Here is a 23,941-nt window from a genome sequence, read left to right on the forward strand (position 1 = left end):
TCCCCCTTACGCTTCTGTTCGCTCAAATTGTGATAAGAAGCGAGTGTCACTTGTATAGAAATGACGAATATCGTCAACACCGTATTTCAACATCGCAATACGTTCTGCACCAATACCAAATGCAAATCCAGATACTTTCTTTGGATCATAGCCAGCCATTTCTAATACGTTTGGATGCACCATACCTGCTCCTAGAATCTCAATCCAGCCAGTGCCCTTACATACGTTACAGCCTGCTCCACCACATTTGAAACAAGAGATATCCATTTCTACTGATGGCTCAGTAAATGGGAAGAAGCTCGGACGCAGTCGAATTTCGCGGTCTGCACCAAACATTTTTTTCGCTAACGTATCTAATGTACCTTTAAGATCACTCATGCGAATATTTTCGCCAATGACTAAACCTTCAATTTGCATAAACTGATGTGAATGTGTTGCATCATCATTATCACGTCGGAATACTTTACCAGGACAAATTATGCGAATCGATTCACCTTTTTTGGCTTCCATCGTACGAGCCTGTACTGGTGAAGTATGGGTACGTAATAATATTTCCTCGGAAATATAGAACGAATCTTGCATATCACGAGCTGGATGTCCTTTTGGTAAATTTAGTGCTTCAAAGTTATAGTAATCCTTCTCCACTTCTGGACCTTCAGCAATTTCATAGCCCATTCCAATAAATAAATCTTCAATTTCTTCAATGACACGTGTTAAAGGGTGACGATTCCCCACTTTAATTTCTCGACCTGGTAAAGTGACATCAATCGACTCACTCGCTAATTTTTCAGCAATGGCTGCCTCTTCCAACACGGTAATCTTTGTTTCTAATACTGCCGTTACATTTTCACGAACATTATTCACTAAAGCACCCATTTTCGGACGTTCTTCAGCTGATAATTTGCCCATCCCTTTTAGTAAATCAGTGATAGGTCCTTTTTTTCCTAAATACGCAACACGTACTTCATTCAATTCTTTTAAATTTGCAGCTGCTTCAATTTTAGCAAGTGCTTCTTGCTCTAATTGTTTTAATTGCTCTTCCATGTTAAAACCTCCTCAGAAAATAAATGCCTGCTTTTTAGGCATAAAAAAACTCGCCCCTAAAAAGGGACGAGGACATTTTCGCGGTACCACCCTAGTTATTGCAAAGCAAAGCCTTACAATCACTTCATTGACATAACGACTTGATAAAGCCGGCTTACCTTTACAGCATTACACTGGTCCCGGTAGCTGCTCGCGGGCTGAATTCAAAACTGCATTGATACGGCGTTGGCTCTCAATCTCTGGCCTACGCTCCCTGTCGTCCATTCACAATCTTTACTACTTCCCGGTCAAAGCATTTATTATTTAAACATACATTTTAGAATAAATTATACAATAATGGGCTGTAGCAAATCAAGAGACAACTGCCTCAATCCCACAATGAACAATTAATTACTTGGCAAAGCCATATAAAACAATACCTGTTGCTACTGCGACATTTAATGATTCAGCCTGTCCAAAAAGAGGAATGATCATATTTTGATCTGTCATCGCTAATAACTGAGGCTGAATGCCACTTCCTTCATTCCCCATAATAATCGCAAATGCACCCGTATGCTGAATATCACTATATGGCACCGCTTCCTCGTCTAATGCAGTACCAAATACTGGTACACCTTGATCCTGTAATATATCTATCGATTCTGCTAAATCTCCACGCACTACCGGAATATGGAAATGGGAGCCTTGAGCAGCACGTAGTGTTTTAGGATTATAAAGATCGGCACAGCCTTTTCCTAAAATTACAGCATCTAAACCTGCAGCATCTGCTGTACGAATCATCGTTCCAATGTTACCTGGATCTTGGACAGCATCAATTAATAACACTTTTCGCCAAGTAGTCATCACATTATCCTCTAAGACGGGCTGTTTACATACAGCAAAAACACCTTGAGAAGTTTCTGTCTCCGCGAATTCCTTCGCTACCGCAGTCGATACCTCTACAATAGCTATATCATCGATTGGCCATAACATTGGTAAATCTATACCTTCACGCACTATAATTTGTAATACTTGCTTTTTATTTTTTAATGCTTCTTCAACAAGATGAAAGCCTTCTACTAGGAATTCACCCGAACGTTCACGCTCTTTTCTTGTTGTTGCTAACTTTTTCCAATATTTCACTAACGCATTTTGCGTAGATTCAATTCTCTTCATCGTACCTCTTACCGCCTTTTTCCTATATATTGACCACTACTATTATACCCTACGAAATGGCAAATTTCATAGCTAAGTAAGAAAACTGTTATTTTCCTGTGGTGGCAAGTGGCGTACAACTTAAACATGCTATAATCATACACATCTAATGAAGACACAAAGTGAGGTATATAAATGAAAAAAACAATACATGTAGTAGGGGCTATTATTGAAAATGAGCAACAAGAAATTTTCTGTGCTTTAAGAAATCCCCAAATGGTATTAGCAAACTATTGGGAATTCCCTGGCGGTAAAATAGAGCAGGGTGAAACACCTGAACAGGCACTTTATCGAGAAATCCTTGAGGAATTTAACTGTCTGATTCAAGTAGGTAAACTAGTGGCTGTAACACTCCATGAATACGAACAATTTTCTGTTCATTTAGAAACATACAAAGCTTCAATTATAAAAGGCACACCCCAAATTCTAGAACATGCTGAAGCAAGATGGGTTCCCCGCAACCAATTGCTTGACCTCCCATTTGCCCCAGCAGATCTTCCTTCTATTCAAAAATTAATAGCCGAATTGTAAAGGCTATTCACTTTATCTCATGAAAATGAGTGACTTTGTTTCGTCCATGCTCTTTCGATCCATACAATGCTTTATCTGCTTTTTTTATCAATGTCGTCTCTGTATCTTCTGAAGTTACTGTGGCAATTCCCATACTGATCGTAAGATGACCTGTTGGCCAACCATCCTGCTCCACGGTGTGCCTAATTTTTTCGCCGATTTCTTTTGCAACAGGTATCTCGGTCTCTGGTAAGATGATCATAAACTCCTCCCCACCATAACGAGCGACGATATCTTCCAGACGTACTTGTATTTGTAATAGTTGTGCCAATTGAACGAGGACATCGTCTCCAATTTGATGACCATATGTATCATTGACCTTTTTGAAATGATCGATATCTAAAATGCATAACGAAAAAGGTACTGCTGTCTCATGAAAACGATTAAAATGTTGTTCGAGTTGTTCCTGGAAAAATCTCCTGTTTTTCAAGCCAGTCAGTTTATCAGTCATTGATAATTCTACTAAAGCAGCATTCATTTCCAATAATTTCGCCTGTTGAAGTTCTATTTCTACATGAATTTGCTCCAAATTAGCTAATGCACGATCCTTTTCTTGGTAGGCAGCCTCAAGTAGTTTTTTGGCTGATCGTAATTCTTGTTCATAATCTATACGCTTTTTCATCTTTACTAAAATACAATCAATACGCTCTACCAAATCCTCTTTGTACAATTTAGCATTCATTAAAAACGGAACCGACATTCCGTCCTTCTGTTTGAGATGAATGAATAATTCCTCTACTTGCCCCTCTAGATTAATCGTAGGATAAAAATAAGAGTGAAAAATCATCTTATTGGGCGTAGATAGAAGAATTTCTAGATGCATATGTAATAATTCCTCTTGCTCATAGCCGATCCAATCTAGCAGGGTTTGATTGATTTCTGAAATAAGCCCTTCATGTGTGATGGAAAGAAATCCACATGGTGCATTGTTGAGTCGTTTTTCCATTATTGAAAATCCTTTCATTTTTCCTTACAAAAAATCTGCAATACATTGTATCGTTTCATTTGGGTGACTAATATGTGGATAATGACCTTTTGCTTCCATTAATTGTAACGTGCTATTTTTGAGATGCTGATGTAAATAATCCCCTACACTAATTGGCACAATACTATCTTCCGAGCATTGGATAATTAACGAAGGAACGGAGACCTTTGGTAATTCACTTCGATGATCAGATAAAAATGTGACCTCAGCAAATTCTTTTGCAATGATAGGGTCTGCTGCTATAAAGGTTTGCTTCAGTTCCTGTGTTAATGCTGGCTGATCAGGGTTACTCATTGCAATAGGTGCCATATAGCTAGCCCAACCTGTAAAGTTCATTTCCATCATGTCTAGTAACTCTGCTATATCACTTCGCTCAAATCCCCCTCGATAACCATTATCATTTAAATAACAGGGAGAAGGACCAATCATAATCAATTTCTTAAAATAGTCAGGGTGCTGGATAGATGCGAGCAGTCCTATCATGGCACTAATGGAATGCCCTACAAAAATACTATTTTGTAATGATAGCGTTTCAATAATGTCCAATAAATCTTGTACATAGCCCTGTAACGATTGATATTTTTCTGATGAATAGGCATTTATATCTGAGTTACCTGAGCCTACATAATCAAATAATATAATCTTATATTTGTCCATAAATGCAGGTGTAATGAAACGCCACATATTTTGATCACAGCCAAATCCATGTGCAAAAATAAGCGGTTGGTCTCCATGTCCGAGTATTGTTACATTATTACGAACAACAATATTTTCCATTCCAATCATCCTTTTAGAAATATATGTAATAGTTTTATTGTGACCCCTTATACAGTATTTATCAAGCTAAAACGTGAAAATCAAAAAGAAGCAGGAGTGCCGCTTCACCTGCTCCATTCTCCAGCTACAACCACTTCCTTATAGGTGGGATACTCTGCTGAAATTGAAATACATTATAGGGATCATATTTTGTTTTCACTTCACGAAGCCTTCTAAAATTGCGTCCGTAATAGGCTGTATGCCAGTCCTTAATATATCGATCTGGAAAATTCACATAATCACCAGACGTATAAGGTGATAAAGCTTGACGTAAATTTTCTACCCACTTAATATTTTGTTCTTCCTCTTTTGGGTTTTTCCAGGAAGTATTATATTCTTGAGCTATTATCGCATTGCGATAGTGATAGGCTGTATGCTGGGGAGCAATTTCACCTACTGCTCCTCTTAAAGACTGTTGCCATATTGTTGTATTTGAATTAGGTGCATGGGCTAAAAATTCTTTCATTCTCTGAATCGCCTTATATGGAAACGGTCTCTCCAAAAATGACCCTGATCTTTTTCGAAAGGCAGGCTGATTACCGCTTGGTAAATCAAAAAATTCTATTGCCTTGCTATATGGCACTTCCTTTATCCAAATACTTGTTGGCAAGCCTGTTTTTCTAAGAGGGCGAAGCAATTTCTTTAATTCAGCTGCTGTTCCTATAAACTCACCTTGTGCGACTATCTCACCTACTTCCTTTGTTTTTAGCTCAATCTGTGAGGTTAGACGCTTATCTGTATAGGGAGCCCATTTTTGCCATGCATCAAAGGCCACTTCAAAGTCATCCCATCCCCATGTAATAGAAAAGAGTGATACGTCATTAATCGCATGAAGCTTGAATGTCAAAGAAGTGACGATACCAAAATTGCCGCCTCCTCCACCACGACTTGCCCAAAAAAGATCATGATGTTGTTGCTTATTCGCTCTGATTGCCTGAGCACCCTCCTGTTCACTAGCAACCACCGTTTCGATTTCAATAAGATTGTCACAAGTTAATCCAAACGGTCGTGATAGCATCCCAATCCCTCCACCAAGGGTTAAACCGACCACCCCAACACTACTTTCTGTACCAGCAGGAATGGTAACACCATGCTCCCATAATGTACGGTATACGTTTCCCATATTAGCTCCAGCATCAATCCTAGCCGTCATTTCTGAGAGATTTACCGAAATATCATTCATATCACTTACATCAATGACAAGCCCTTTATTTACTAAAGAAAAATTTTCATAGCTATGACGACCACTTCGAATTCTGAAAGGCTCATTGTTTTCTCTAGCCCATTTTAAGGCATTAACCACATCTTTCGTTTTTTGACAAAACACAATGACACTCGGATATTTGGGATTAGTTAAATTATTATTCGTTCTCGCTTGTTCATAATCCGAATCTTCAGGCGTGACGATTCTTCCTGTGAGCTTCGCCTTTTTCAACATCAAGCCCCTTTCTCACAATGATACTTATCCTATGCAACTCATTGAGAAAGAATTTGACTTTTCAACTATTTTACTGGACTCACACTAAAATACTCTTTTTCACACTTGAAACATATGATGCACTAATAACAACGTGTTGGAGGTGTTCTATGCTTATCCATGTGGTAAGTGCTGGCGAAACACTGTGGCAAATCGCTAATCGTTATGCTGTACCCGTTCAATCTATTAGCCAATTAAATGCATTAGCTACTCCTGATCAATTAGCCATCGGACAATCACTGGTTATCCCTTCTCCTTATACAATTTATACCGTTCAAAAAGGAGATACGTTATGGTCAATCGCACAGAAATTTAGCGTTCCCTTGCAATCTATCATATTAGAAAATCATCTAACGAATCCCAATCAATTAACACCAGGAACGAAATTAATTATTCCACCCATTGTTCATATCGTGCAGCCAGGAGAAACTTTATGGCAAATAGCACAGCGCTATGGTACGACCGTTCAAGCCATTGCTGTAGAAAATAAACTAAACAATCCCAATATGCTGTATGTTGGTTCACAATTGATGATTCCAAGAAATTTACCAATGATTGAAGTCAATGCTTATTCCTACCAACCTTCAGAAGAAGCTGTAGACTCCATTAATGCTATTGGTCATCTACTAACTTATTTTAGTCCTTTTGCTTATAAGATGAAGGAAGATGGGACATTACAGCCCATTCATGATGAAAATATGATAGCGGCAGCAAAGGCTAAGCATATTATCCCTATGTTAACGCTCACTAATTTTACTTCTACAGAAGAAGGCTCTAATTTAGCACATGTCGTCTTGTCCAATGCAGAGTTACGTAAAAAGGTCATGAATAATGTATTACAGGTGATGCAAGATAAAGGTTATCAAGTATTAAATATTGATTTTGAAAATGTTTTACCTGCTGATCGTGAAAATTTCAATGCCTTTATTCAACTGGCTGTAGATACACTTCATCCAAAAGGCTATTTGGTTTCAACAGCACTCGCCCCTAAAACAAGCGCTTCACAAACTGGGACATTATATGAAGCGCATGATTACGAAGCACATGGGAGAATAGCAGATTTTGTTGTATTAATGACATATGAATGGGGCTATCGTCTTGGCCCTCCACAAGCCATTTCCCCGATTAATGAAATGCGAAGAGTCGTGGAGTATGCTTTAACTGAAATACCAGCTGATAAAATCTTATTGGGCTTTGAGTTGTATGCGCGTGATTGGCTCTTACCTCATGTCAAAGGCCAAGAAGCCGAAACGTTTAGCCCACAGGAAGCGCTCAATAGGGCCATCAAGTACGGGGCAACAATCCAATATGATCCAACGGCCCAATCTCCTTTTTATCGATATGTTGATGAGCAAGGAAGGCAGCACGAGGTATGGTTTGAAGATGCGAGAAGTGCACAAGCCAAATTCGACATGACTAAACATTACAATTTACGTGGCATTAGTTATTGGGCATTAGGATTCCCGTTTCCTCAAAATTGGGTTTTATTAAACGATAATTTTTCTGTTAAAAAATCTTAATACACATTATTGTTCGCAATCAACAAAGAGCTATGCGAATTTTTCCTTGTGAAGTGCAATCTGTGCTGACGGGATAAAAAGTTCATTTCAAAGCCATATTAATGTATATCAATAGGAAAGGAGCAACTCACATGGGAAGAGACAATAAACAAGGTCAAAGCAATAATAAAGGCTCATTACCTCAAACGCCAAAAAACCAAAAGATTGCACCAAACAAGGTGAGTGAGGAATTTTCTCAAGAGTTTATGGAGCTAATTAACACAGTCACGCAAAATAAGAATAAGCAGAAAAAATAAGGGGGGCTTCAGTTGGATTTTCAACGTGCACAAGAAATTGTCGCCTCACCTTTAGAATTTGAAGTGAGCTATAATGGCGTTTCCATCTGGATCGATCAGCTCCACGATGATGAAAAAACAGCGACAGTTCACCTACGCCGTTCTTTAGAAGAGCGATCTGAAGTAGCTATATCCGAATTAAAAGAAGAATATCTCGTTCACTAAAAGCAAGAACCTGCTTACTCAATAGTAATAAGCAGGTTCTTTTTTTAAATACTATAATCTTCAATATATTGAAGTTGTGTTAATACTTCCTCCACACGATGATGTAAATCTTTATAGGTTTCGGTAATTTGCTGTGGGGATATTGGCTTACTGAATAGATAGCCCTGAATATAATCACAGCCACCATCTATTAGAAAAGATAATTGCTCCACTTCTTCAATGCCCTCTGCCACAACCTTCAAACGTAAATGTTTAGCCATCGAAATAATCATGGAAACAAGTGCTTCATCATTCGGATTATGTGGCACGTTTCTCACAAATGTGCGGTCAATTTTTAAACAATCAATTGGGAATTCCTTTAAATAAGATAGAGAGGAATAACCTGTTCCAAAATCATCTACAGCAATTTGGATGCCTAATGCCTTTAACTCATGTAATAGCTGTGTCATTTGATCAATATTCATCGTCATACTTTCTGTAATTTCTAATTGTAAAAATGACGGATCTAAATTGGTACGATGTAAAATATCTTGTACCATTTCTACTAAATCCTGTTGAAATAACTGGCCAAGTGATAAATTCACTGCCACTTTCATCGAAGGTAAGCCTTGTTTCTCCCATATTTTCGCTTGAGTGCATGCGGTTTCTAAAATCCATTTACCTAGTGGGATAATAAGGCCACATTCTTCAGCAATAGGAATAAAGATATCAGGTGGAACAAAGCCCCGAGTTGGATGACGCCAGCGAACCAAAGCTTCGACCGATTCAATGGTGCCTGTTTTTAAGTTGACCTGTGGTTGATAGTCTAAATAAAATTCATTATTGGCTAACGCATTATGTAAGTCTTGCTCTAACAATATTCGATCTGCAATACCTTTAGACATGTACGGTTTATAAAAAAGAAATCTTTGAGGTATTTGTCTAGCTTCTCGCATCGCTAACTGTGCATGCATTAATAGCTCTTCACCAGTCCATTGCTCCTCATAGAGAGCAATCCCAATATTTAGACTGCCATTCAATGAAAATAATTGGACCTGTAAAGGATCTGTCATGGCACTTTTAAGATTTAAGCAAAATTGTAGTAGTTCCTCAATCGTCTTTACATGGTCAATATAAATAACAAATTGTCCTTCACGCAGTTTAGTTGCAAAATAATGGGGAGGTACAATCAATTGAATTCGCTCTGCAACAAGTTTCATCATTTTATTAGAGTTACTAATCCCAATGGACGAACGAATCGCCGCAAAGCGATCAATTTCTATGGCAATGATAGCCTTTTGCGCTTTATGTTCATGTAAATTTTCTTTTAACGTCTTAAGTAAAAAATGTTCATTTGGCAACAATGTAATATCATCATGATAAGCTTGAAATCGAAGCTCCTTTTGAGATTGTTCAAGATCCTTTTTAATTTTCAACAGCTGCTGAAAGGGTTTTTCCACAGATGTATAATAAATCGCCTTTAGGAAAAAATAGAATGCTAAAAACTGATAGATCAGTGCTGAGAAATCCCATATCGCATTTTGATCTTGACTAACAATAAAGAAGACATCACTCACAATAAGGGAAATAGCTGCGCTAATTAGCCACATGGAACGCTTTGGTAATTTTTTTACATATGTACTAACAATAGCAATGGTTAAAATTTGAAGAATAATAGCAATTAGGTGTACCATATTATCAATCGTATCTAACCAATTTTTAGGCAATACTTTGGGCGAATTATAGGCCAGAAAAACGCTTCCTAGAACGAAAAGCATCGAACAACCATATGTCAGTATCCGATGATTCATGGTTAATCGCTTTTTAGGGTTTAAAATAATAAGTATAAATCCAATGGCTAAGTATAAACGCATTAATATATGTAGGGGCTCGTTCATAAAGTACCATTCTCTAGATTGGCTAAAAAACAAGCTAACTAATTCTAATAAGGCAATAATGAAAAACATGTTTCCTATGTATAAAGTTTGATTGGATAATAAGTGTGAAAATACTAAATAGGATTGGATCGCAATTGCCATTGTAAAAACAATGATTAATATTTGTATCACCAATTTCATATCTTGATACATGTTACCTTGGAAAACACCATATATTTGATTGCTAAAGCTCAGTAATGGTATGACAAGTAATAAGGGTAATACCATGTACCAAATTTCTTTTTTCTCTATCTGATTAAACCATCTCTCCACTCCAAACCCTCCATACTACTATATAAACATTCACTAGGAAATTTTATCTATCTATATCGATTATTTAAATTTGAATTGTATATTTCTTTGACTTCTTACAAATCATAACACTTTTATCGGAATTTGTATGCACCTATGTGAAGTATGCTAATATTCATTTTATTTCAATATTAGCATACTTTTGATATTTTTAGTTCTTTATTCCACCCTGGAAAGTTGACGTTTCAATCTCTGAATGATTCTACCTCTTCTTTTTTTAATAGCAACAGCGGATAAGCCTAATGCATTAGCTATTTCTTGATCACTGTAACCTTCTACATAATAAAGTAGTAATATTTCTCTTTCTATCTGCTTAAGCTGAGACAACTTAATTTCAAGTAAGCTAGGATTTTTTTGATTGTCCCATCCCTCCAAGTCACTAAGAATAAAATTGAGTGTTTCACCATCAACAACCGTTATTCGCTCTGAATAGTTTTTTTCCTTTGATAATTCATTTAGAATCTCACCTTTTATCGAAGAATAAAGATAAGCAGAAAATTGTCCCTTTGCTGGATCTGCTTTTAGCCATGCCCTCCATACCGCAATAGAAGCAATATGACGATAGTAATCAAAATCCTTGTAAATATGAAGCTGCTTAAAAATGGCTGTAATCATTGGTTGCACAGCCTCTAAAATTTCTTCAAAAGATTGTGTGAATGAAAGCTTGTGATTGTTGCGAATGGACATACCACTCTTCCTGTCAACTGTGCACAGTTTAATATTCCTAGGTAACACAATCTTAGACTGTCATGTTGTTTGAGAGCTAATGCCCATTTTCAACATTTCAGCGCGCAGAAAGAATAAAATGCCTGGCATATTTAGTCATAATTCCTCTAAAGTTATTGCAAAAATTATCTATTTTCTTTGGTATTTCATACATATTTAAACGATAGTTGGACAAATTACTACTAAGGAGGCGATATAGATGAATTTTCAAATAAGAGATGCAATTACAGCGAATGTACATGGTCAATCTGCCGCAGAATTCAAAGACATTGTGGAAGATGCTATTAATCGTGGAGAAGAGCATTTATTACCAGGGCTTGGGGTGTTTTTTGAAAAATGGTGGAAGCAATCCAGTCCATCTGAACAAGATGAATTTGTTCAAAAACTAGAAAAAGTATTTGCTAACTGATTTTTAATGAACTGTGCATTCCATTTCCAATAAATGCGTGATAAAGTTTTACTTATCAGAAAATTTGGAGGGATTGGAATGACTGTTGCAGTAGAATTACTTGTCAATCAACTCAAACAGGTTTTATTAGAAGAACAAGTGTCAACAAACGAAACGGTACGACAGCTACACGGAAAGGATGAATCACATCATATGATGAGATTACCTGATATCGTTGTCTTTCCCCGTTCCACAGCTGATGTCAGTGCCATCTTAAAAATTGCACATGCTCAACGTGTACCAGTTGTACCATTCGGTGTTGGCTCCAGCTTAGAAGGAAACGCGATTCCTATTGCACATGGTATTTCTATTGATTTCTCTGAAATGAATACGATTTTAGAAGTTCGACCTGACGACCTTCTTGTAAAAGTTCAGCCTGGCGTGACACGCTCTCAACTGAATAAGGAGTTAAAAAAACACGGGCTACAATTCACAGTGGATCCAGGTGCAGATGCAACACTAGGTGGCATGGCTGCGACGAATGCGAGTGGTACGACTGCTGTGCGTTACGGTGTTATGCGTGATCAGGTTCGTGATTTAGAGGTTGTCCTTGCAGATGGCTCTGTCATCCATACAGGTAATTTAGCCGCGAAATCCTCTTCTGGTTATCATTTGAATGGACTATTTGTTGGCTCAGAAGGAACACTTGGCTGCTTTACGGAGTTAACGTTAAAAGTGTATGGTATACCTGAATTTGTGATAGCAGGGCGAGCTGTTTTTGACACAGTTGGAGATGCTGTGAGTGCAGTGACCGCCTTATTACAGGCTGGTATTTCAATTGGTCGAGTGGAATTGGTCGATGAATCCTCTATGAAGCAGGCCAATGTCTATAACGACACATCCTTTAGCGAAAAACCAACATTGTTTTTAGAATTCCATGGAAACGAAGCGGGTATGCATGCGGACATCGCATTTGCTACAGAAATTTTTGAGGACTACAGCTGTCTATCCGTCGAATTCGAGCAAGATAATGCTGCTCGTAACAAGCTTTGGGAAGCACGACATTCTTTAGCCTATGCATATATTCATGCTTATCCTGGTAAGAAGCTCATGTCAACGGATGTCTGTGTACCAATCTCTGTGCTTGCCGAAACCATTTTATATGCACGAGAACAGCTTGATCTTGTTGGACTCGCAGGTGGGCTTGTTGGCCACGTGGGCGATGGAAATTTCCATGCACTTTTAATGTTAAATCCAAATGACGCCGAGGAGCAGGTAAAAGCGGATCGCTTCAATGAACAAATCGTGCAATATGCACTACTTCGAGGTGGTACATGTACGGGCGAGCATGGTGTTGGCATTGGGAAAATGAAATATCAAGCCACTGAGCATGGTACCTCTTTAGTCGTCATGAAAAGCATTAAAGCAGCGCTTGATCCACTTAACATTATGAATCCAGGAAAGATTTTCACTCTATAATTAACATTAAAACCCGCTGATAGACTAGAGCATCAGCGGGTTTATCATTATAAATCATAACGGAAGCTCTTGACTAATATATCTCCCTTGTAAAATTCCTTCGACTCATCTCGCACAAAACCTAATGATAAGTAAAGATTAATGGCTGCCTGCATCATATCACCTGAGTGTAAATAAAGTGCCCGATCCTGTCTCTTTCTAGCAAAGGCAAAACTTTCATTTAATAATTTCTTAGCAACCCCTTGCCCTCTTCCTTTTGGATGCACACCTAATAAGCGCACAATCGTCGATTGAATATTTAGCTCTGGCAAGCCATACGCTTTCCCTGCATCTGTAAATAGTTGTAATCCACCTAATATGTCATCTCCGCGTTTCGCAATAAGAATTGTCTCTGCATTCGGATTACCAACCGAAGCACGGATATCACTTAAATATGATTGCCAGTGCTCTGGGTCTTCATAGTCCTTTTCATATTGCGCATAGCTCTCAACTAAAACCTCAAGATAGCTTGCATAATCTTCCTCTTGTAAATGTTCAATCACAATATCCGCTACTGTCATTCTAATTTCCCCTTTCTATGATGAAAAACCGCCCTTACTATAGGCTGTTACTCTTTTTTCAATACGGTGTGAAACCCATTCTACTATGATGGAAATTCCCCAATAAATAAGACCAACAGCAATAAATGACTCTAAAAACTTTAAGTTCATGGAAGCAATAATATTTGCCACACCGGTCAATTCTTTAATGGATAGGAAAAATGCTAATGATGTAGCATGTAAAAAACCAATAAAAACATTCGTCAAGTTGGGAATAGATTGCCCAAATGCTTGTGGTAAAATATAACGTCGCATCGCTTGAGGAAATGTTAATCCAATCGCATATGCTGCTTCTAATTGTCCTTTAGGTACAGCTAATATCCCTGAACGAATAATTTCTGAGGCATAAGCCCCTGCACTAAGTGTTAAGGCTAGTATGACAAAAAATAAAATAGGAATAGAATTTGATTGTATCTTTAAATGAAGCAAATTAGCTACACTATCAACTAGCATTGGCAAGCCAAAATAAACGAGCATGATATGCATAATGATAGGTGTTCCTCTGAAAAATGAAACATAAAAATTAAGGACAGACGAGACTATTTTTATCTGTTGAATGCGCACGAAAGCTACACTTATGCCAATAACGATTCCTAATAAAACAGGTGTAATAGTCATGAATAAGGTTAACGGTATTACTTTACTAATTTCTCGTAATGCTTCTACTATAAAAGCGATATCAATGGTCATAGCATATTCCCCCTATTGTGAAGCAAGCTCCTTTGGCATATAGCGATTAAAATAGCGTTCATTAAGTTTAAATACTTTTTCAAGGATTATCACGATGACATAGTAAACAATTGACAAAGCTACATAGATTTCAAACGCTCGTGTCGTAGAAGCAATCAAGGTTTCTCCTCTCCCCACCATATCCATTACACCGATGGAGAATGCTAACGATGTATCTTTTAATGAACTAATCATTGTATTTGCTATATTTGGAAAAGCAACACGTATTGCCTGTGGCAAAACAATTCGCATAAAACCCTGTGATCCACTTAAGCCTACTGAATAGGCCGCCTCCATTTGACCCCGATCAACGGTTAAAATTGCTGCACGAAATATTTCGGCAAAGGCTGCCGCATTGCTGAATGTGTACGTAATAATAACAAAATACATTGCATCCATTCGTGTCATATCAATATGAATGAGCTTTAACAATGCGGGTATACCGTAAAATACTAAGAACAACTGCACTAAAATGGGTGTACCACGAATAAAGGATATATAGATTGTAATAATTTGCTTCAATATCGGTATGTGAAGTAGCTTTGGTATGGCTAGCACAATCCCAAGCATCATACCAAAAAGTATGGAGAATACTAGAATCTCGAAAGTTATGGGTAAATACTGAAGCAATATTGGAAGTACTTCCGCAATTAGCACGACATCAAAGTTATTTTCCATACTGCCATCTTCCTTTCCTGTTCATTAGAAGTCTACTGTATAATCATCACCCAACCACTTTTTACTAAGCTCACTCACTACCCCCTCATTCTTTAATTCAACGATTGCTTCATCTAAGCGCTCCTGTAACTTCACTTCATCTTTATTGAGTAAAAAGTAGACCTTTGAATTTAATAATGCATCACCTACAACCTTTTGCTGTGCCTCATTGCTTTCGTTATAGTATCGAACAGCAAACGGTGTGGTAATAATGGCATCAATTCGTCCCGTTGCAAGTTGATTATTAACATCAACTGAGCCAGAAGAATAAACGATATTGGCTCCTAAATTATGCTCTTTATTATACTTTTCAATAAAAACAGCAGAATTACTTGTTGGTGAAACACTCACATTTTTTCCTTTTAAATCATCAATGGATTGAATGGCATTATTTTTCTCGTTGACTGTCACCTTTAATGGGAAAACATTATACGGCTCTTTATTAAATAAAAATTTCTCTTCACGCTCACTATTAACTTCCATTTGATGGGCAATAAAATCTATTTTTCTTGTTTCTAAACTTAGTAATAAATTGGAGAATTCCATTGTTTTAAATTCAAACTCATATTCTGGTAGCTTCTCATCAATTGCACGAACAAGCTCTACATCATAACCAGTTAAATTTCCCTTGTCATCTAAAAAACAGATGTTTGGAAACTGAGTTCCCGTACCAACTATAATTTTTTGAACATCCTTGCCACTCTGTGCTGTTTTTTGAGCACTTGCGTCACCAATTGTTTTTTCTGAGTTTGCACAAGCAGTTAATAGCGCTGCTAGCACAAGTAGCAAATAAAATGATATTTTTTTCATAAGATTCCTCTCTCCTTCTGTTATGCATATGAGGGTAGATTCACAGCAAGTGCCTTCTGTAGATGTTCTAATCCAATTGCCGTTACAGCTCTATAGATACCTGTTTCACTTGACCCGATTTCTACAACAGGCACATGTCGAACACCATACTTTATATCAAGGATGTCTCTGAATATATCATTAGACGTGACATCAACTGTTTTGTAGGAAATATGTCGTTCTTGTAGATATGCTTTTATTTCCTCGCAATAACTACAACCTTGCTTCGACCAAATGATTATATCTAAACTTTTTGTCATTTCATGACCTCCTTAGATTGCCTTCACCTTTTGTTGTAATTGCAAATGGACAGGACTTAAAAGCTCAAACGAACGTTGACGTTCAAATTCCTTCAAGATGGGTGTATGCAAAATAAATTCATCAATTTGGAATCGTACATGGTAGTCATCTAAGTTGGCTCTAATGTCTTCTGCTGTACCGTATAAAATATCGGCCTCATACTGCTCCACCGTGTATTCCTCTCCTGATTCCTGACCAAATTTCTCTGCTAGCTCTACTGATTGTAGTGTCAAGCTTCTGCCACTTGCTAAATGGACCTTTGTGATTTTTTGATCTCCAATTAGCTCTTTCGCTTCCTTTTTGCTTGGAGCAGCAAGTGCGGCAATGGAAAGCGCAAAAATACCGTTTGGATGATGACTGCGATAGGTTGAAGCTGCTTGTGCCAAAACCTTATTGTCGCTATTAATAAATCGAGCAAAGACGAAGGCAATGCCAAGTTTCCCTGCAAGAGTAGCACTTTCTGGGCTAGCACCTAGTAAAAATAATGCTGGCTTTTTCTGCGGTATCGGCGTTGCTTGTATGCCATATAGTTCGTGCTCTTTTGGTATGGTTTGTTCGATCAATTGCTGTAATAATGTTAGTCTCTCTTCAAAATCTTTCCCCTGGTTAAGGGTGCCATATTGTAGAGCCTTTGTTGAAAGTGGTAAGCCACCAGGGGCTTTACCAATGCCCAAATCTACACGTTCTGGCTCCAATGATGCTAGAACATGGAAATTTTCTGCTACTTTATAGGGGCTATAATGCTGTAGCATAACCCCTCCTGATCCAATTTGAATGGATTTGGTTTTGGCAAGTAAATAAGAAACTAATACTTCTGGAGAAGAGCCTGCTAATGATTCTGTATGATGATGCTCCGATACCCAAAAACGTGAATAGCCTAACTGCTCAGCTCGTTGTGCTAAAGCCACCGTTTTTTGTAATGTTTGTTCATTGCTTGCTCCTTCAATAATAGGGCTTTGATCTAATATGCCTAATGTATAACTCATACAATCACTCCCAATCTCTTTTATTCAAATTAATTTACTAGGTTTTTAGACAGACTGTTTAACATAGCGACTTTCCTTGAAGGGTAAACCTAAATTCCCTCGCAAAGTATCTGCCTCATAGTCTTTACGATAAAGCCCTCTTGCTTGTAAAATTGGCACTACTTTATCAACAAAATCTTCAAGAGCACCAGGGACTGTCACGCCAATAATAAAGCCATCTGCTGCTTTCTTTTCAAACCATTCTTGTACAAGATCTGCTACTTGCTCAGCTGTCCCAAAAAAGGCTGTTTTTGGTGTCGCCTCGCGTAAAGCGACTTGACGTAATGTCAAACCCTCTTGCTTAGCATATCGTTTAATATAATCGGTTGTGCTTCTAAAGCTATTGGCTCCAATATCCCCTAACTCAGGGAACGGTGCATCCACATCGTATTGGGTAAAATCATGATGGTCGAAGTAACGTCCAAGATAAGCAAGAGCGCGGTCTATGGAAACTAACTCAACAATTTCTTGATATTTCGCCTCTGCTTCCTCCACCGTATCGCCAATAATTGGTGATATACCTGGAAAAATCTTTACTTCTTCGGGATTTCGTCCAAATGTTGCCACCTCTTTTTTTACTCTCGAGTAAAATTTCTGTGCCTCTTCAATAGATGCCCCATGTGTGAAAATGGCATCTGCCTCTTTTGCAGCTAATCGAATGCCTGCATCAGACGACCCAGCCTGGAAAATAACGGGCTGGCCTTGCTTTGTTCGACCAATATTTAGTGGTCCTTGGACTGAAAAATATCGCCCTTTATGATGTAATGTGTGTAATTTTTCTGGATCAAAAAATTGATCTTTGTTGACATCTGCAATAAACGCATCATCATCCCACGAGTCCCATAAGCCTTTGACAACCTCTAAGTATTCTTCCGCAATTTGATAGCGTTCTGCATGGCTAGGATGTTGGTCGATTGTTTTGTTATAGTTCAAAGCAGTACTTTCTAATGGTGTCGTTACAACATTCCATCCAGCACGCCCAGCACTAATATGATCTAATGAAGCGAATTGGCGTGCTACTGTAAATGGTTCGCTATAGGAAGTTGAGACTGTTCCAACTAATCCAATGTTTTTCGTCGCTACTGCTAAAGCCGATAAGATTGTAATAGGTTCAAATCGATTTAAAAAATGAGGGATGGATTTTTCGTTAATAAATAAACCATCCGCAATAAATGCTACATCAAATTTTCCCTGCTCTGCTTTCTGAGCCTGTTGAATATAGAAAGGTAAGCTTACACTTTGATTGCTCGCCACCTTTGGATGACGCCAACCAGAAATATTTCCTCCTACCCCATGAATAATTGCTCCAAATCGAATTTTATCCTGTCTAGCCATGTCATTTCCTCCTCATTTTTTACTTTACTAAACATAGTGGTTAAGTATGTTTTATTGGATTGAGAATGATATTACCGTTCCTTTCGACGATATGCAATAGGTCCAGTAATAGAAAAAATTTTATGTGGTGATAAAATATTTTATCAATACGTGTCTTCTATGCCTTCATAATGCTTAGCTGTTTCACAAATTGTCTGCCAAAAGGCTGATGGCAACGTCTCTTTCTCTTTATAGGTTAAAAATATATGTTGATTCATATCCAGTAAATGCTTGACGTCTATCTCCACAAATTCACCGCTTTCCAGTTCCTTTTTGATGCATAGATGTGGTAAAAAGCTTAGATAGTCTTTTGTCCGAATAAATTCTTTGGCAACTTCTAAATGATCTGTTCGTACTTCAATATTGGCTGCTACTCCCTCTACCTCGAACATTTTATGCACATAATTCCAATCAAACGCCCCACATTCAAAAAACACCATTTTCTGTTGAGCTAATTCTTTTGCTTGAATAAGTTCATCTAGTTGTAATGGGTGATCACGGTGTTTGACAAGTTTCACTGTATTGTTCAATAAAAGCTCGTTCTCAATGCCATCCCCATGTACATATTGAATAAAGCCGAGATGAATTTGGTGGCTTTGTAGCTTTTCTAAAATGTTTGTTGTGGAACCTGTAAATAATTGAAAACGCAAATAAGGGAATTGCTCTTTCCATTTAGGCAATGCATAGGCTAAGAAATACTGGGCTGTTACGCCGTTTGCACCAATACATACCTCATCGGTCTCCTGCGTTTCTTCTAATTGCTTCTTTCCTTGCTGAAATGTTTGCACAATTTGCGTGGCAAATGGTAAAAAGTCTCTCCCTTTCTCTGATACGCTCACACTTCTTCCATCTCGGTAAAATAACTCAACACCTAGCTCTCGTTCTAATGACTTAATACGTGCAGTTACAGTTGGCTGTGAAAGAAATAATGCATTGGCTGCTTTATGGATACTTTTGTAATGGACAACATATAAAAATGCCTCGATATGATCTATATTCACGAGGAGTTCACCCCTTCATTACTTATTTAACCTATTATATAAATAATCCCTTATTTTCTCTATAACTTATAAGAAAACTATGTTTTATATTTTTGACAAAGAAAAAAGTAACCCAGCTTCTCCCAGGTTACTTTCCTATGTAGCGATGTAGCCATCCATCTTGACAACAAACATCGCACGTGGTGAACATCCCTCTGTCTGCCTACCACTTTTATGTTATTCACATGAACACCCTCTGTTGTCCATGTAAACTCTATCTATCGTACTTCTCAACTCGAGAAAGCATATGTCTATATTTAAGCTAAAATCGATGCTAATACAGCTTTTTGAGCATGCAATCTATTTTCGGCTTGCTCAAAGATGTAAGAATTAGGTCCGTCAATAACTGAAGTCGCAACCTCTTCCTCACGATGTGCTGGTAAGCAATGTAAGAACATATAATTTGGTTTTGCATAGGCTACTAGCTCATCATTAATTTGATAGCCAGCAAAATCTTGTAAACGTTTTGCTGTTTCTTCCTCTTGCCCCATAGATGTCCAAACATCAGCATAGACGACATCTGCATTTAATACTGCTTCAACAGGATCATTCGTGATCATAATCGTACTGCCATTTGCTGCCGCAATGGCCTGTGCTTTAGCGATGACTTCCCCATCACATTCATACCCTACAGGTGTCGCAACAGCTACATTCATGCCAACGTGTGCTGAAGCTACTACGAGTGAGTGTGCTACATTGTTGCCATCACCTACATAGGCAATTTTAAGTCCTTTTAACATGCCTTTATTTTCTGCAATCGTCTCTAAATCAGCTAATGCCTGGCAGGGATGATAAATATCCGTTAATCCATTGATGACAGGGATTGCTGCATGCTCTGCCAGCTCTTTGACCATTTTGTGAGAGTTTGCGCGAATCATAATGCCATCTAAATAGCCAGATAATACATGCGCTGTATCGTAAATTGATTCACCACGACCAATTTGCAAATCACGCGCATGCATAAACATGCTTTTCCCACCTAATTGATTCATACCAACTTCAAATGAAATACGTGTACGAGTTGAATGTTTCTCAAAAATCATACCAAGCGTTTTACCTTCTAGTAATCTTGGACATTTCCCCTCTTTTGTAATCATTTTAAGCTGTGTTGCTAATTCAATAAGATCTTGAACCTCTTGACTTGTATAGTCTAGCAAAGTTAGTAGATCTTTTCCTTTTAAACTAGCCACTAACTTTAACTGTACTTCTTCGAGTAATTTCATAGCCTTCGCTCCTTATATCGTTGCTGTTGAAATTAGTATAACATGCATAAATATAAAATCAACTGAATTTTTATAATAAATTTTAATTATTATTCATTTGTTATTAAATGTGACGAAAATTCGTCAAAACGAATATTTATGCATATTTCCTTTTTTATTAAACAAACATATTCTTAAATAATTGCATTATAGTTTATATGCATTCATAATTAATGTATATTAACTATTTAGGCGGTGAAATAAATGGAAAACGAGCTGATACAGCTGGTCAAAGAGCTGAACCAAGTAGAGTATGAAACAAATGTGATGCTAACAGAAGAATTTTCCACCCTATTAGACGAAACATTAACTACAAAGCAAGCGCTATTTTTAAGCCTTCTTCAAACACATGGTCCTTTGCAAACCTTCGAATTAGCAAAGTTGATGGGGACCTCTGCTAGTGCTGTAAGTCAATTAGTAGGAAGACTAGAACAGGAGAGCTTTATAAAAAGAACCGTAAATAAAAAGGATCGTAGAGAAATCATCATCGAGTTAGATACGCGGGGCTTTGATTATTTTCAAAAACAGGAAAAAATTGAGTTAGCCATTATCAATAAATACTATTCACAGCTCGCTAAAGAGGATTTACTGCAATTAAAAGAAATATTTACGAAGCTCCATGCTATTGTCTCTAGCGCTCAAAAAAATTAGCGATGGAAAAGGAGGAATATTTGTGGATTTAAATGATTTAAAAAAGGATATTTTTAAAATTGCTTATCCTTACGTAAAGACTCGTCCGAATGTAATCCTATCCATTGGTGTTATTTGTCGTAATCTAGATGCTGCTTTTATATTCAACGGCTCAAATGTCACATATGATAAAAAACCCTATATCTATGAAATTGGATCAATCTCTAAAGTTTTCACAACATCCATGCTTGGGGAAATGATTCAAGAAGGAATCGTGAAGATAGAAGACTCTATCGCCAAATACTTTTCTGAAATTCCCGACAATCACCCTGTAACTTTGAGGCATTTGGCAAATCACACATCTGGTCTACCGGGATTTGGTGTACTGAAGAACATCTATAATCTTTTTGATAACCAAACACCTCGTGACCCCTTTTGTCCCTACTCATTGAATGAGGCAATACAGTATTTTAAAACCCATACCCAGGAGCCTAAAGTTAAGTTTAGATATTCTAATGTAGGAATGGGCCTTTTAGGATATTTATTAGCAAATGAACTTCACACTGACTTTGAAACAGCCATTACTCGTAGAATCGTAGAACCTTTAAATTTAACGAATACCTTTATTTCTATCCCCCCCTCTAAAGAAAAAACCGTATTGAAGGGATATTCTGTTCGGGGACATAACAAGCCCCCACTTGAAATGAATGAATTTATGGCAGCGGGCGCTATACGATCCACTGTTGATGATTTATTAAAATTTTTAAAAATACACGTTGGCAATCGAAATTCAGGCTATTTATTAACACACCAAGCTACTCATACTATTTCAAAAGATGTAAGCATCGGATTAGGATGGGTACTTGAAGACGATATTATTTGGCATAACGGATCAACAAAAGGCTTCTCTAGTTATCTAGGGTTTAATAAAAAACAGCAAACAGGTGTCGTGATTCTATCCAATTATCGATCCTCTATACTTGCAACCAATCCTCTTGAAATGGGGAAAAACATCTTACAGCTTTTAGAAAATTCTTTATAGCGAAATCGGGGTGTTTCTTGGATGGTATAAAAGGAAATACCCTATTCTTCACAAGAACTCGCTTGTAGCTCCTATACACCTCTTGAAACCTATCCACCTTCACTCATTCTCAGTAATCTCGGCCCGCTAAACGTTTCTAGAAGCTAGCAATGGTTCTTATCATAAGCTAACTTAACATACTTTGGCTGTTGCTCAGTTAAAAGCAACTGTCAGTTTACTCGCAGATATTTTCCATTAATTTATATTTTGATTTCTATAAAATATTAGCAAGTCCTAATTGGCCTTGGAATGAGTAAAAAAGCCTCCTAACATTTTGTTAGAAGGCAAAATCATGCTATATCTATTTAGCAGTATCAGTCAAAAGTAATTTTATTGACTGCATCACGGTCTAATTTTTTAATGACTTCTACCATTAATTTAACGGCATTATCATAATCATCACGATGTAGGATACCTGCATGTGAATGAATATAGCGTGTTGCAATACCGATTGATAGTGCTGGTACACCATTTGCTGTTACGTGGATGGAGCCAGCATCTGTACCACCGCCAGCCATCGCTTCAAATTGATATGGAATATTGTGCTCATCTGCTACATCTAATACGAATTCACGTAAGCCACGATGTGAAACCATAGATGCATCATACACAACGATTTGAGGGCCTGCCCCCATCTTACTCGTTGATTCTTTGGCTGTAACTCCAGGCGTATCTCCTGCTACACCTACGTCCACTGCAAATCCAATATCTGGTTGGATTTTATGTGTAGCAGTTTTTGCACCGCGAAGTCCAACTTCTTCTTGTACATTCCCTACAGAATAAAGAATATTAGGGTGCTTTTCATTTTGTAACGCTTTCATAACATCAATCGCGATTGCACAGCCGATACGGTTATCCCAAGCTTTAGCTAATAGATACTTATCATTTTTCATTACATTAAACTCAAAGTACGGTGTTACCATATCGCCAGGACGTACGCCCCACTCAAGAACTTCATCTTTAGAAGCTGCACCAATGTCGATAAACATATCTTTGATGTCTACTACTTTATTACGTACATCAGCAGGTAAAATATGAGGTGGCTTTGAACCAATAACCCCAATTACTTCATCGCCCTTACGTGTAGTAATTGTTACACGCTGTGCAAGCATAACTTGGCTCCACCAGCCACCTACTGTTTGGAATTTGATAAAGCCTTTGTCATCAATTTGTGTAACCATGAAGCCTACTTCATCTAAATGTCCTGCTACAACAATTTTAGGACCGTTTTCATCGCCAACTTTTTTAGCAATGACACTACCTAAGTTATCTGTTTCTACAGTATCTGCATATGGTGCAATGTATTTTTTCATGACCTCACGCGGTGCACGTTCATTACCTGCGATACCATTCGCATCTGTTAAATCTTTAAACATTTGTAATGTTGGATCTAGTTGTGTCATCCTTT

General features: G+C 37.7%; 25 protein-coding genes. 8 read left to right on the plus strand and 17 right to left on the minus strand.

The window, feature by feature from the left end; translation table 11 throughout:
- Positions 1-6 precede the first annotated feature (6 nt).
- The gene (gene pheS / locus L6W14_RS16560) at positions 7-1,044 is read right to left on the minus strand and encodes a phenylalanine--tRNA ligase subunit alpha (RefSeq protein ID WP_004226385.1); all 1,038 of its coding nucleotides are present in this window, start codon (positions 1,042-1,044) and stop codon (positions 7-9) included.
- Between the two features lie 390 nt (positions 1,045-1,434).
- Positions 1,435-2,199 carry a TrmH family RNA methyltransferase gene (locus L6W14_RS16565; protein WP_131521377.1) on the minus strand — a complete coding sequence of 255 codons (765 nt, stop codon included), beginning with the start codon at positions 2,197-2,199 and terminating at the stop codon, positions 1,435-1,437.
- Positions 2,200-2,373: 174 nt separating this feature from the next.
- Here L6W14_RS16565 and L6W14_RS16570 point away from each other — a divergent pair, with 174 nt between their 5' ends.
- Positions 2,374-2,769, plus strand: coding sequence for a (deoxy)nucleoside triphosphate pyrophosphohydrolase (locus L6W14_RS16570; RefSeq protein WP_237898414.1), 396 nt, complete (start codon positions 2,374-2,376; stop codon positions 2,767-2,769).
- Positions 2,770-2,776: 7 nt separating this feature from the next.
- Here L6W14_RS16570 and L6W14_RS16575 read toward each other — a convergent pair whose 3' ends face one another.
- The 3 genes from L6W14_RS16575 to L6W14_RS16585 form a co-directional block, all read right to left on the minus strand.
- A complete protein-coding gene (locus L6W14_RS16575; protein ID WP_131521375.1) occupies positions 2,777-3,754 on the minus strand; it encodes a sensor domain-containing diguanylate cyclase in 978 nt (325 codons plus the stop codon).
- A 24-nt stretch (positions 3,755-3,778) separates the two neighbouring features.
- Complete coding sequence (locus L6W14_RS16580) at positions 3,779-4,570, minus strand: alpha/beta fold hydrolase (protein ID WP_237898415.1); 792 nt, start codon at positions 4,568-4,570, stop codon at positions 3,779-3,781.
- A gap of 124 nt (positions 4,571-4,694) precedes the next feature.
- Positions 4,695-6,044: an FAD-binding oxidoreductase gene (locus L6W14_RS16585; protein WP_237898416.1), complete on the minus strand. Its 1,350-nt coding sequence runs from the start codon at positions 6,042-6,044 to the stop codon at positions 4,695-4,697.
- Positions 6,045-6,196: 152 nt separating this feature from the next.
- Here L6W14_RS16585 and L6W14_RS16590 point away from each other — a divergent pair, with 152 nt between their 5' ends.
- The 3 genes from L6W14_RS16590 (at position 6,197) to L6W14_RS16600 (ending at position 8,106) form a co-directional block, all read left to right on the plus strand.
- Positions 6,197-7,606 (plus strand): glycoside hydrolase family 18 protein, encoded by a 1,410-nt coding sequence (locus L6W14_RS16590; RefSeq protein WP_237898422.1) that lies wholly within the window; start codon positions 6,197-6,199, stop codon positions 7,604-7,606.
- 131 nt (positions 7,607-7,737) lie between these two features.
- Positions 7,738-7,902, plus strand: coding sequence for a YfhD family protein (locus L6W14_RS16595; RefSeq protein ID WP_004226371.1), 165 nt, complete (start codon positions 7,738-7,740; stop codon positions 7,900-7,902).
- Positions 7,903-7,914: 12 nt separating this feature from the next.
- On the plus strand, positions 7,915-8,106 hold the full coding sequence (locus L6W14_RS16600; RefSeq protein ID WP_004226369.1) for an H-type small acid-soluble spore protein: 192 nt from the start codon (positions 7,915-7,917) through the stop codon (positions 8,104-8,106).
- A gap of 44 nt (positions 8,107-8,150) precedes the next feature.
- Here L6W14_RS16600 and L6W14_RS16605 read toward each other — a convergent pair whose 3' ends face one another.
- Positions 8,151-10,295: a bifunctional diguanylate cyclase/phosphodiesterase gene (locus L6W14_RS16605; protein ID WP_237898426.1), complete on the minus strand. Its 2,145-nt coding sequence runs from the start codon at positions 10,293-10,295 to the stop codon at positions 8,151-8,153.
- 198 nt (positions 10,296-10,493) lie between these two features.
- Positions 10,494-11,021, minus strand: coding sequence for an RNA polymerase sigma factor (locus tag L6W14_RS16610; RefSeq protein ID WP_237898428.1), 528 nt, complete (start codon positions 11,019-11,021; stop codon positions 10,494-10,496).
- 238 nt (positions 11,022-11,259) lie between these two features.
- Here L6W14_RS16610 and sspI point away from each other — a divergent pair, with 238 nt between their 5' ends.
- Both sspI and L6W14_RS16620 read left to right on the plus strand, forming a co-directional pair.
- Complete coding sequence (gene sspI / locus L6W14_RS16615) at positions 11,260-11,469, plus strand: small acid-soluble spore protein SspI (RefSeq protein WP_004226361.1); 210 nt, start codon at positions 11,260-11,262, stop codon at positions 11,467-11,469.
- 78 nt (positions 11,470-11,547) lie between these two features.
- A complete protein-coding gene (locus L6W14_RS16620) occupies positions 11,548-12,927 on the plus strand; it encodes an FAD-binding oxidoreductase (protein WP_237898435.1) in 1,380 nt (459 codons plus the stop codon).
- A 47-nt stretch (positions 12,928-12,974) separates the two neighbouring features.
- Here L6W14_RS16620 and L6W14_RS16625 read toward each other — a convergent pair whose 3' ends face one another.
- The 9 genes from L6W14_RS16625 to argF all read right to left on the minus strand — a co-directional run bounded on the left by L6W14_RS16625 (position 12,975) and on the right by argF (position 20,783).
- A complete protein-coding gene (locus L6W14_RS16625) occupies positions 12,975-13,487 on the minus strand; it encodes a GNAT family N-acetyltransferase (RefSeq protein ID WP_237898438.1) in 513 nt (170 codons plus the stop codon).
- A 15-nt stretch (positions 13,488-13,502) separates the two neighbouring features.
- Positions 13,503-14,216, minus strand: a complete 714-nt coding sequence (locus tag L6W14_RS16630; protein ID WP_131521368.1) for an amino acid ABC transporter permease — start codon at positions 14,214-14,216, stop codon at positions 13,503-13,505.
- Positions 14,217-14,228: 12 nt separating this feature from the next.
- Entirely contained in the window at positions 14,229-14,933 is a 705-nt protein-coding gene (locus L6W14_RS16635) for an amino acid ABC transporter permease (RefSeq protein WP_237898440.1), read from the minus strand.
- 24 nt (positions 14,934-14,957) lie between these two features.
- A complete protein-coding gene (locus tag L6W14_RS16640; RefSeq protein ID WP_131521366.1) occupies positions 14,958-15,782 on the minus strand; it encodes a transporter substrate-binding domain-containing protein in 825 nt (274 codons plus the stop codon).
- A gap of 20 nt (positions 15,783-15,802) precedes the next feature.
- Complete coding sequence (locus L6W14_RS16645; protein ID WP_216486110.1) at positions 15,803-16,081, minus strand: glutaredoxin family protein; 279 nt, start codon at positions 16,079-16,081, stop codon at positions 15,803-15,805.
- A gap of 12 nt (positions 16,082-16,093) precedes the next feature.
- On the minus strand, positions 16,094-17,107 hold the full coding sequence (locus L6W14_RS16650; RefSeq protein WP_131521364.1) for an LLM class flavin-dependent oxidoreductase: 1,014 nt from the start codon (positions 17,105-17,107) through the stop codon (positions 16,094-16,096).
- Positions 17,108-17,152: 45 nt separating this feature from the next.
- On the minus strand, positions 17,153-18,481 hold the full coding sequence (locus L6W14_RS16655; RefSeq protein ID WP_237898442.1) for an LLM class flavin-dependent oxidoreductase: 1,329 nt from the start codon (positions 18,479-18,481) through the stop codon (positions 17,153-17,155).
- 143 nt (positions 18,482-18,624) lie between these two features.
- A complete protein-coding gene (locus L6W14_RS16660) occupies positions 18,625-19,521 on the minus strand; it encodes a LysR family transcriptional regulator (RefSeq protein WP_131521362.1) in 897 nt (298 codons plus the stop codon).
- 296 nt (positions 19,522-19,817) lie between these two features.
- Entirely contained in the window at positions 19,818-20,783 is a 966-nt protein-coding gene (gene argF / locus L6W14_RS16665; RefSeq protein WP_237898444.1) for an ornithine carbamoyltransferase, read from the minus strand.
- 243 nt (positions 20,784-21,026) lie between these two features.
- Here argF and L6W14_RS16670 point away from each other — a divergent pair, with 243 nt between their 5' ends.
- Both L6W14_RS16670 and L6W14_RS16675 read left to right on the plus strand, forming a co-directional pair.
- A complete protein-coding gene (locus L6W14_RS16670; RefSeq protein ID WP_131521360.1) occupies positions 21,027-21,473 on the plus strand; it encodes a MarR family winged helix-turn-helix transcriptional regulator in 447 nt (148 codons plus the stop codon).
- A gap of 22 nt (positions 21,474-21,495) precedes the next feature.
- Entirely contained in the window at positions 21,496-22,494 is a 999-nt protein-coding gene (locus L6W14_RS16675; RefSeq protein ID WP_237898445.1) for a serine hydrolase domain-containing protein, read from the plus strand.
- 353 nt (positions 22,495-22,847) lie between these two features.
- Here the strand turns inward: L6W14_RS16675 and L6W14_RS16680 are convergent, their stop codons facing one another.
- Positions 22,848-23,936, minus strand: coding sequence for a M42 family metallopeptidase (locus tag L6W14_RS16680; protein ID WP_016994857.1), 1,089 nt, complete (start codon positions 23,934-23,936; stop codon positions 22,848-22,850).
- Positions 23,937-23,941 lie beyond the last annotated feature (5 nt).

It is taken from the genome of Lysinibacillus sp. ACHW1.5 (assembly GCF_022014815.1).
Lineage (GTDB): Bacteria > Bacillota > Bacilli > Bacillales_A > Planococcaceae > Lysinibacillus > Lysinibacillus capsici.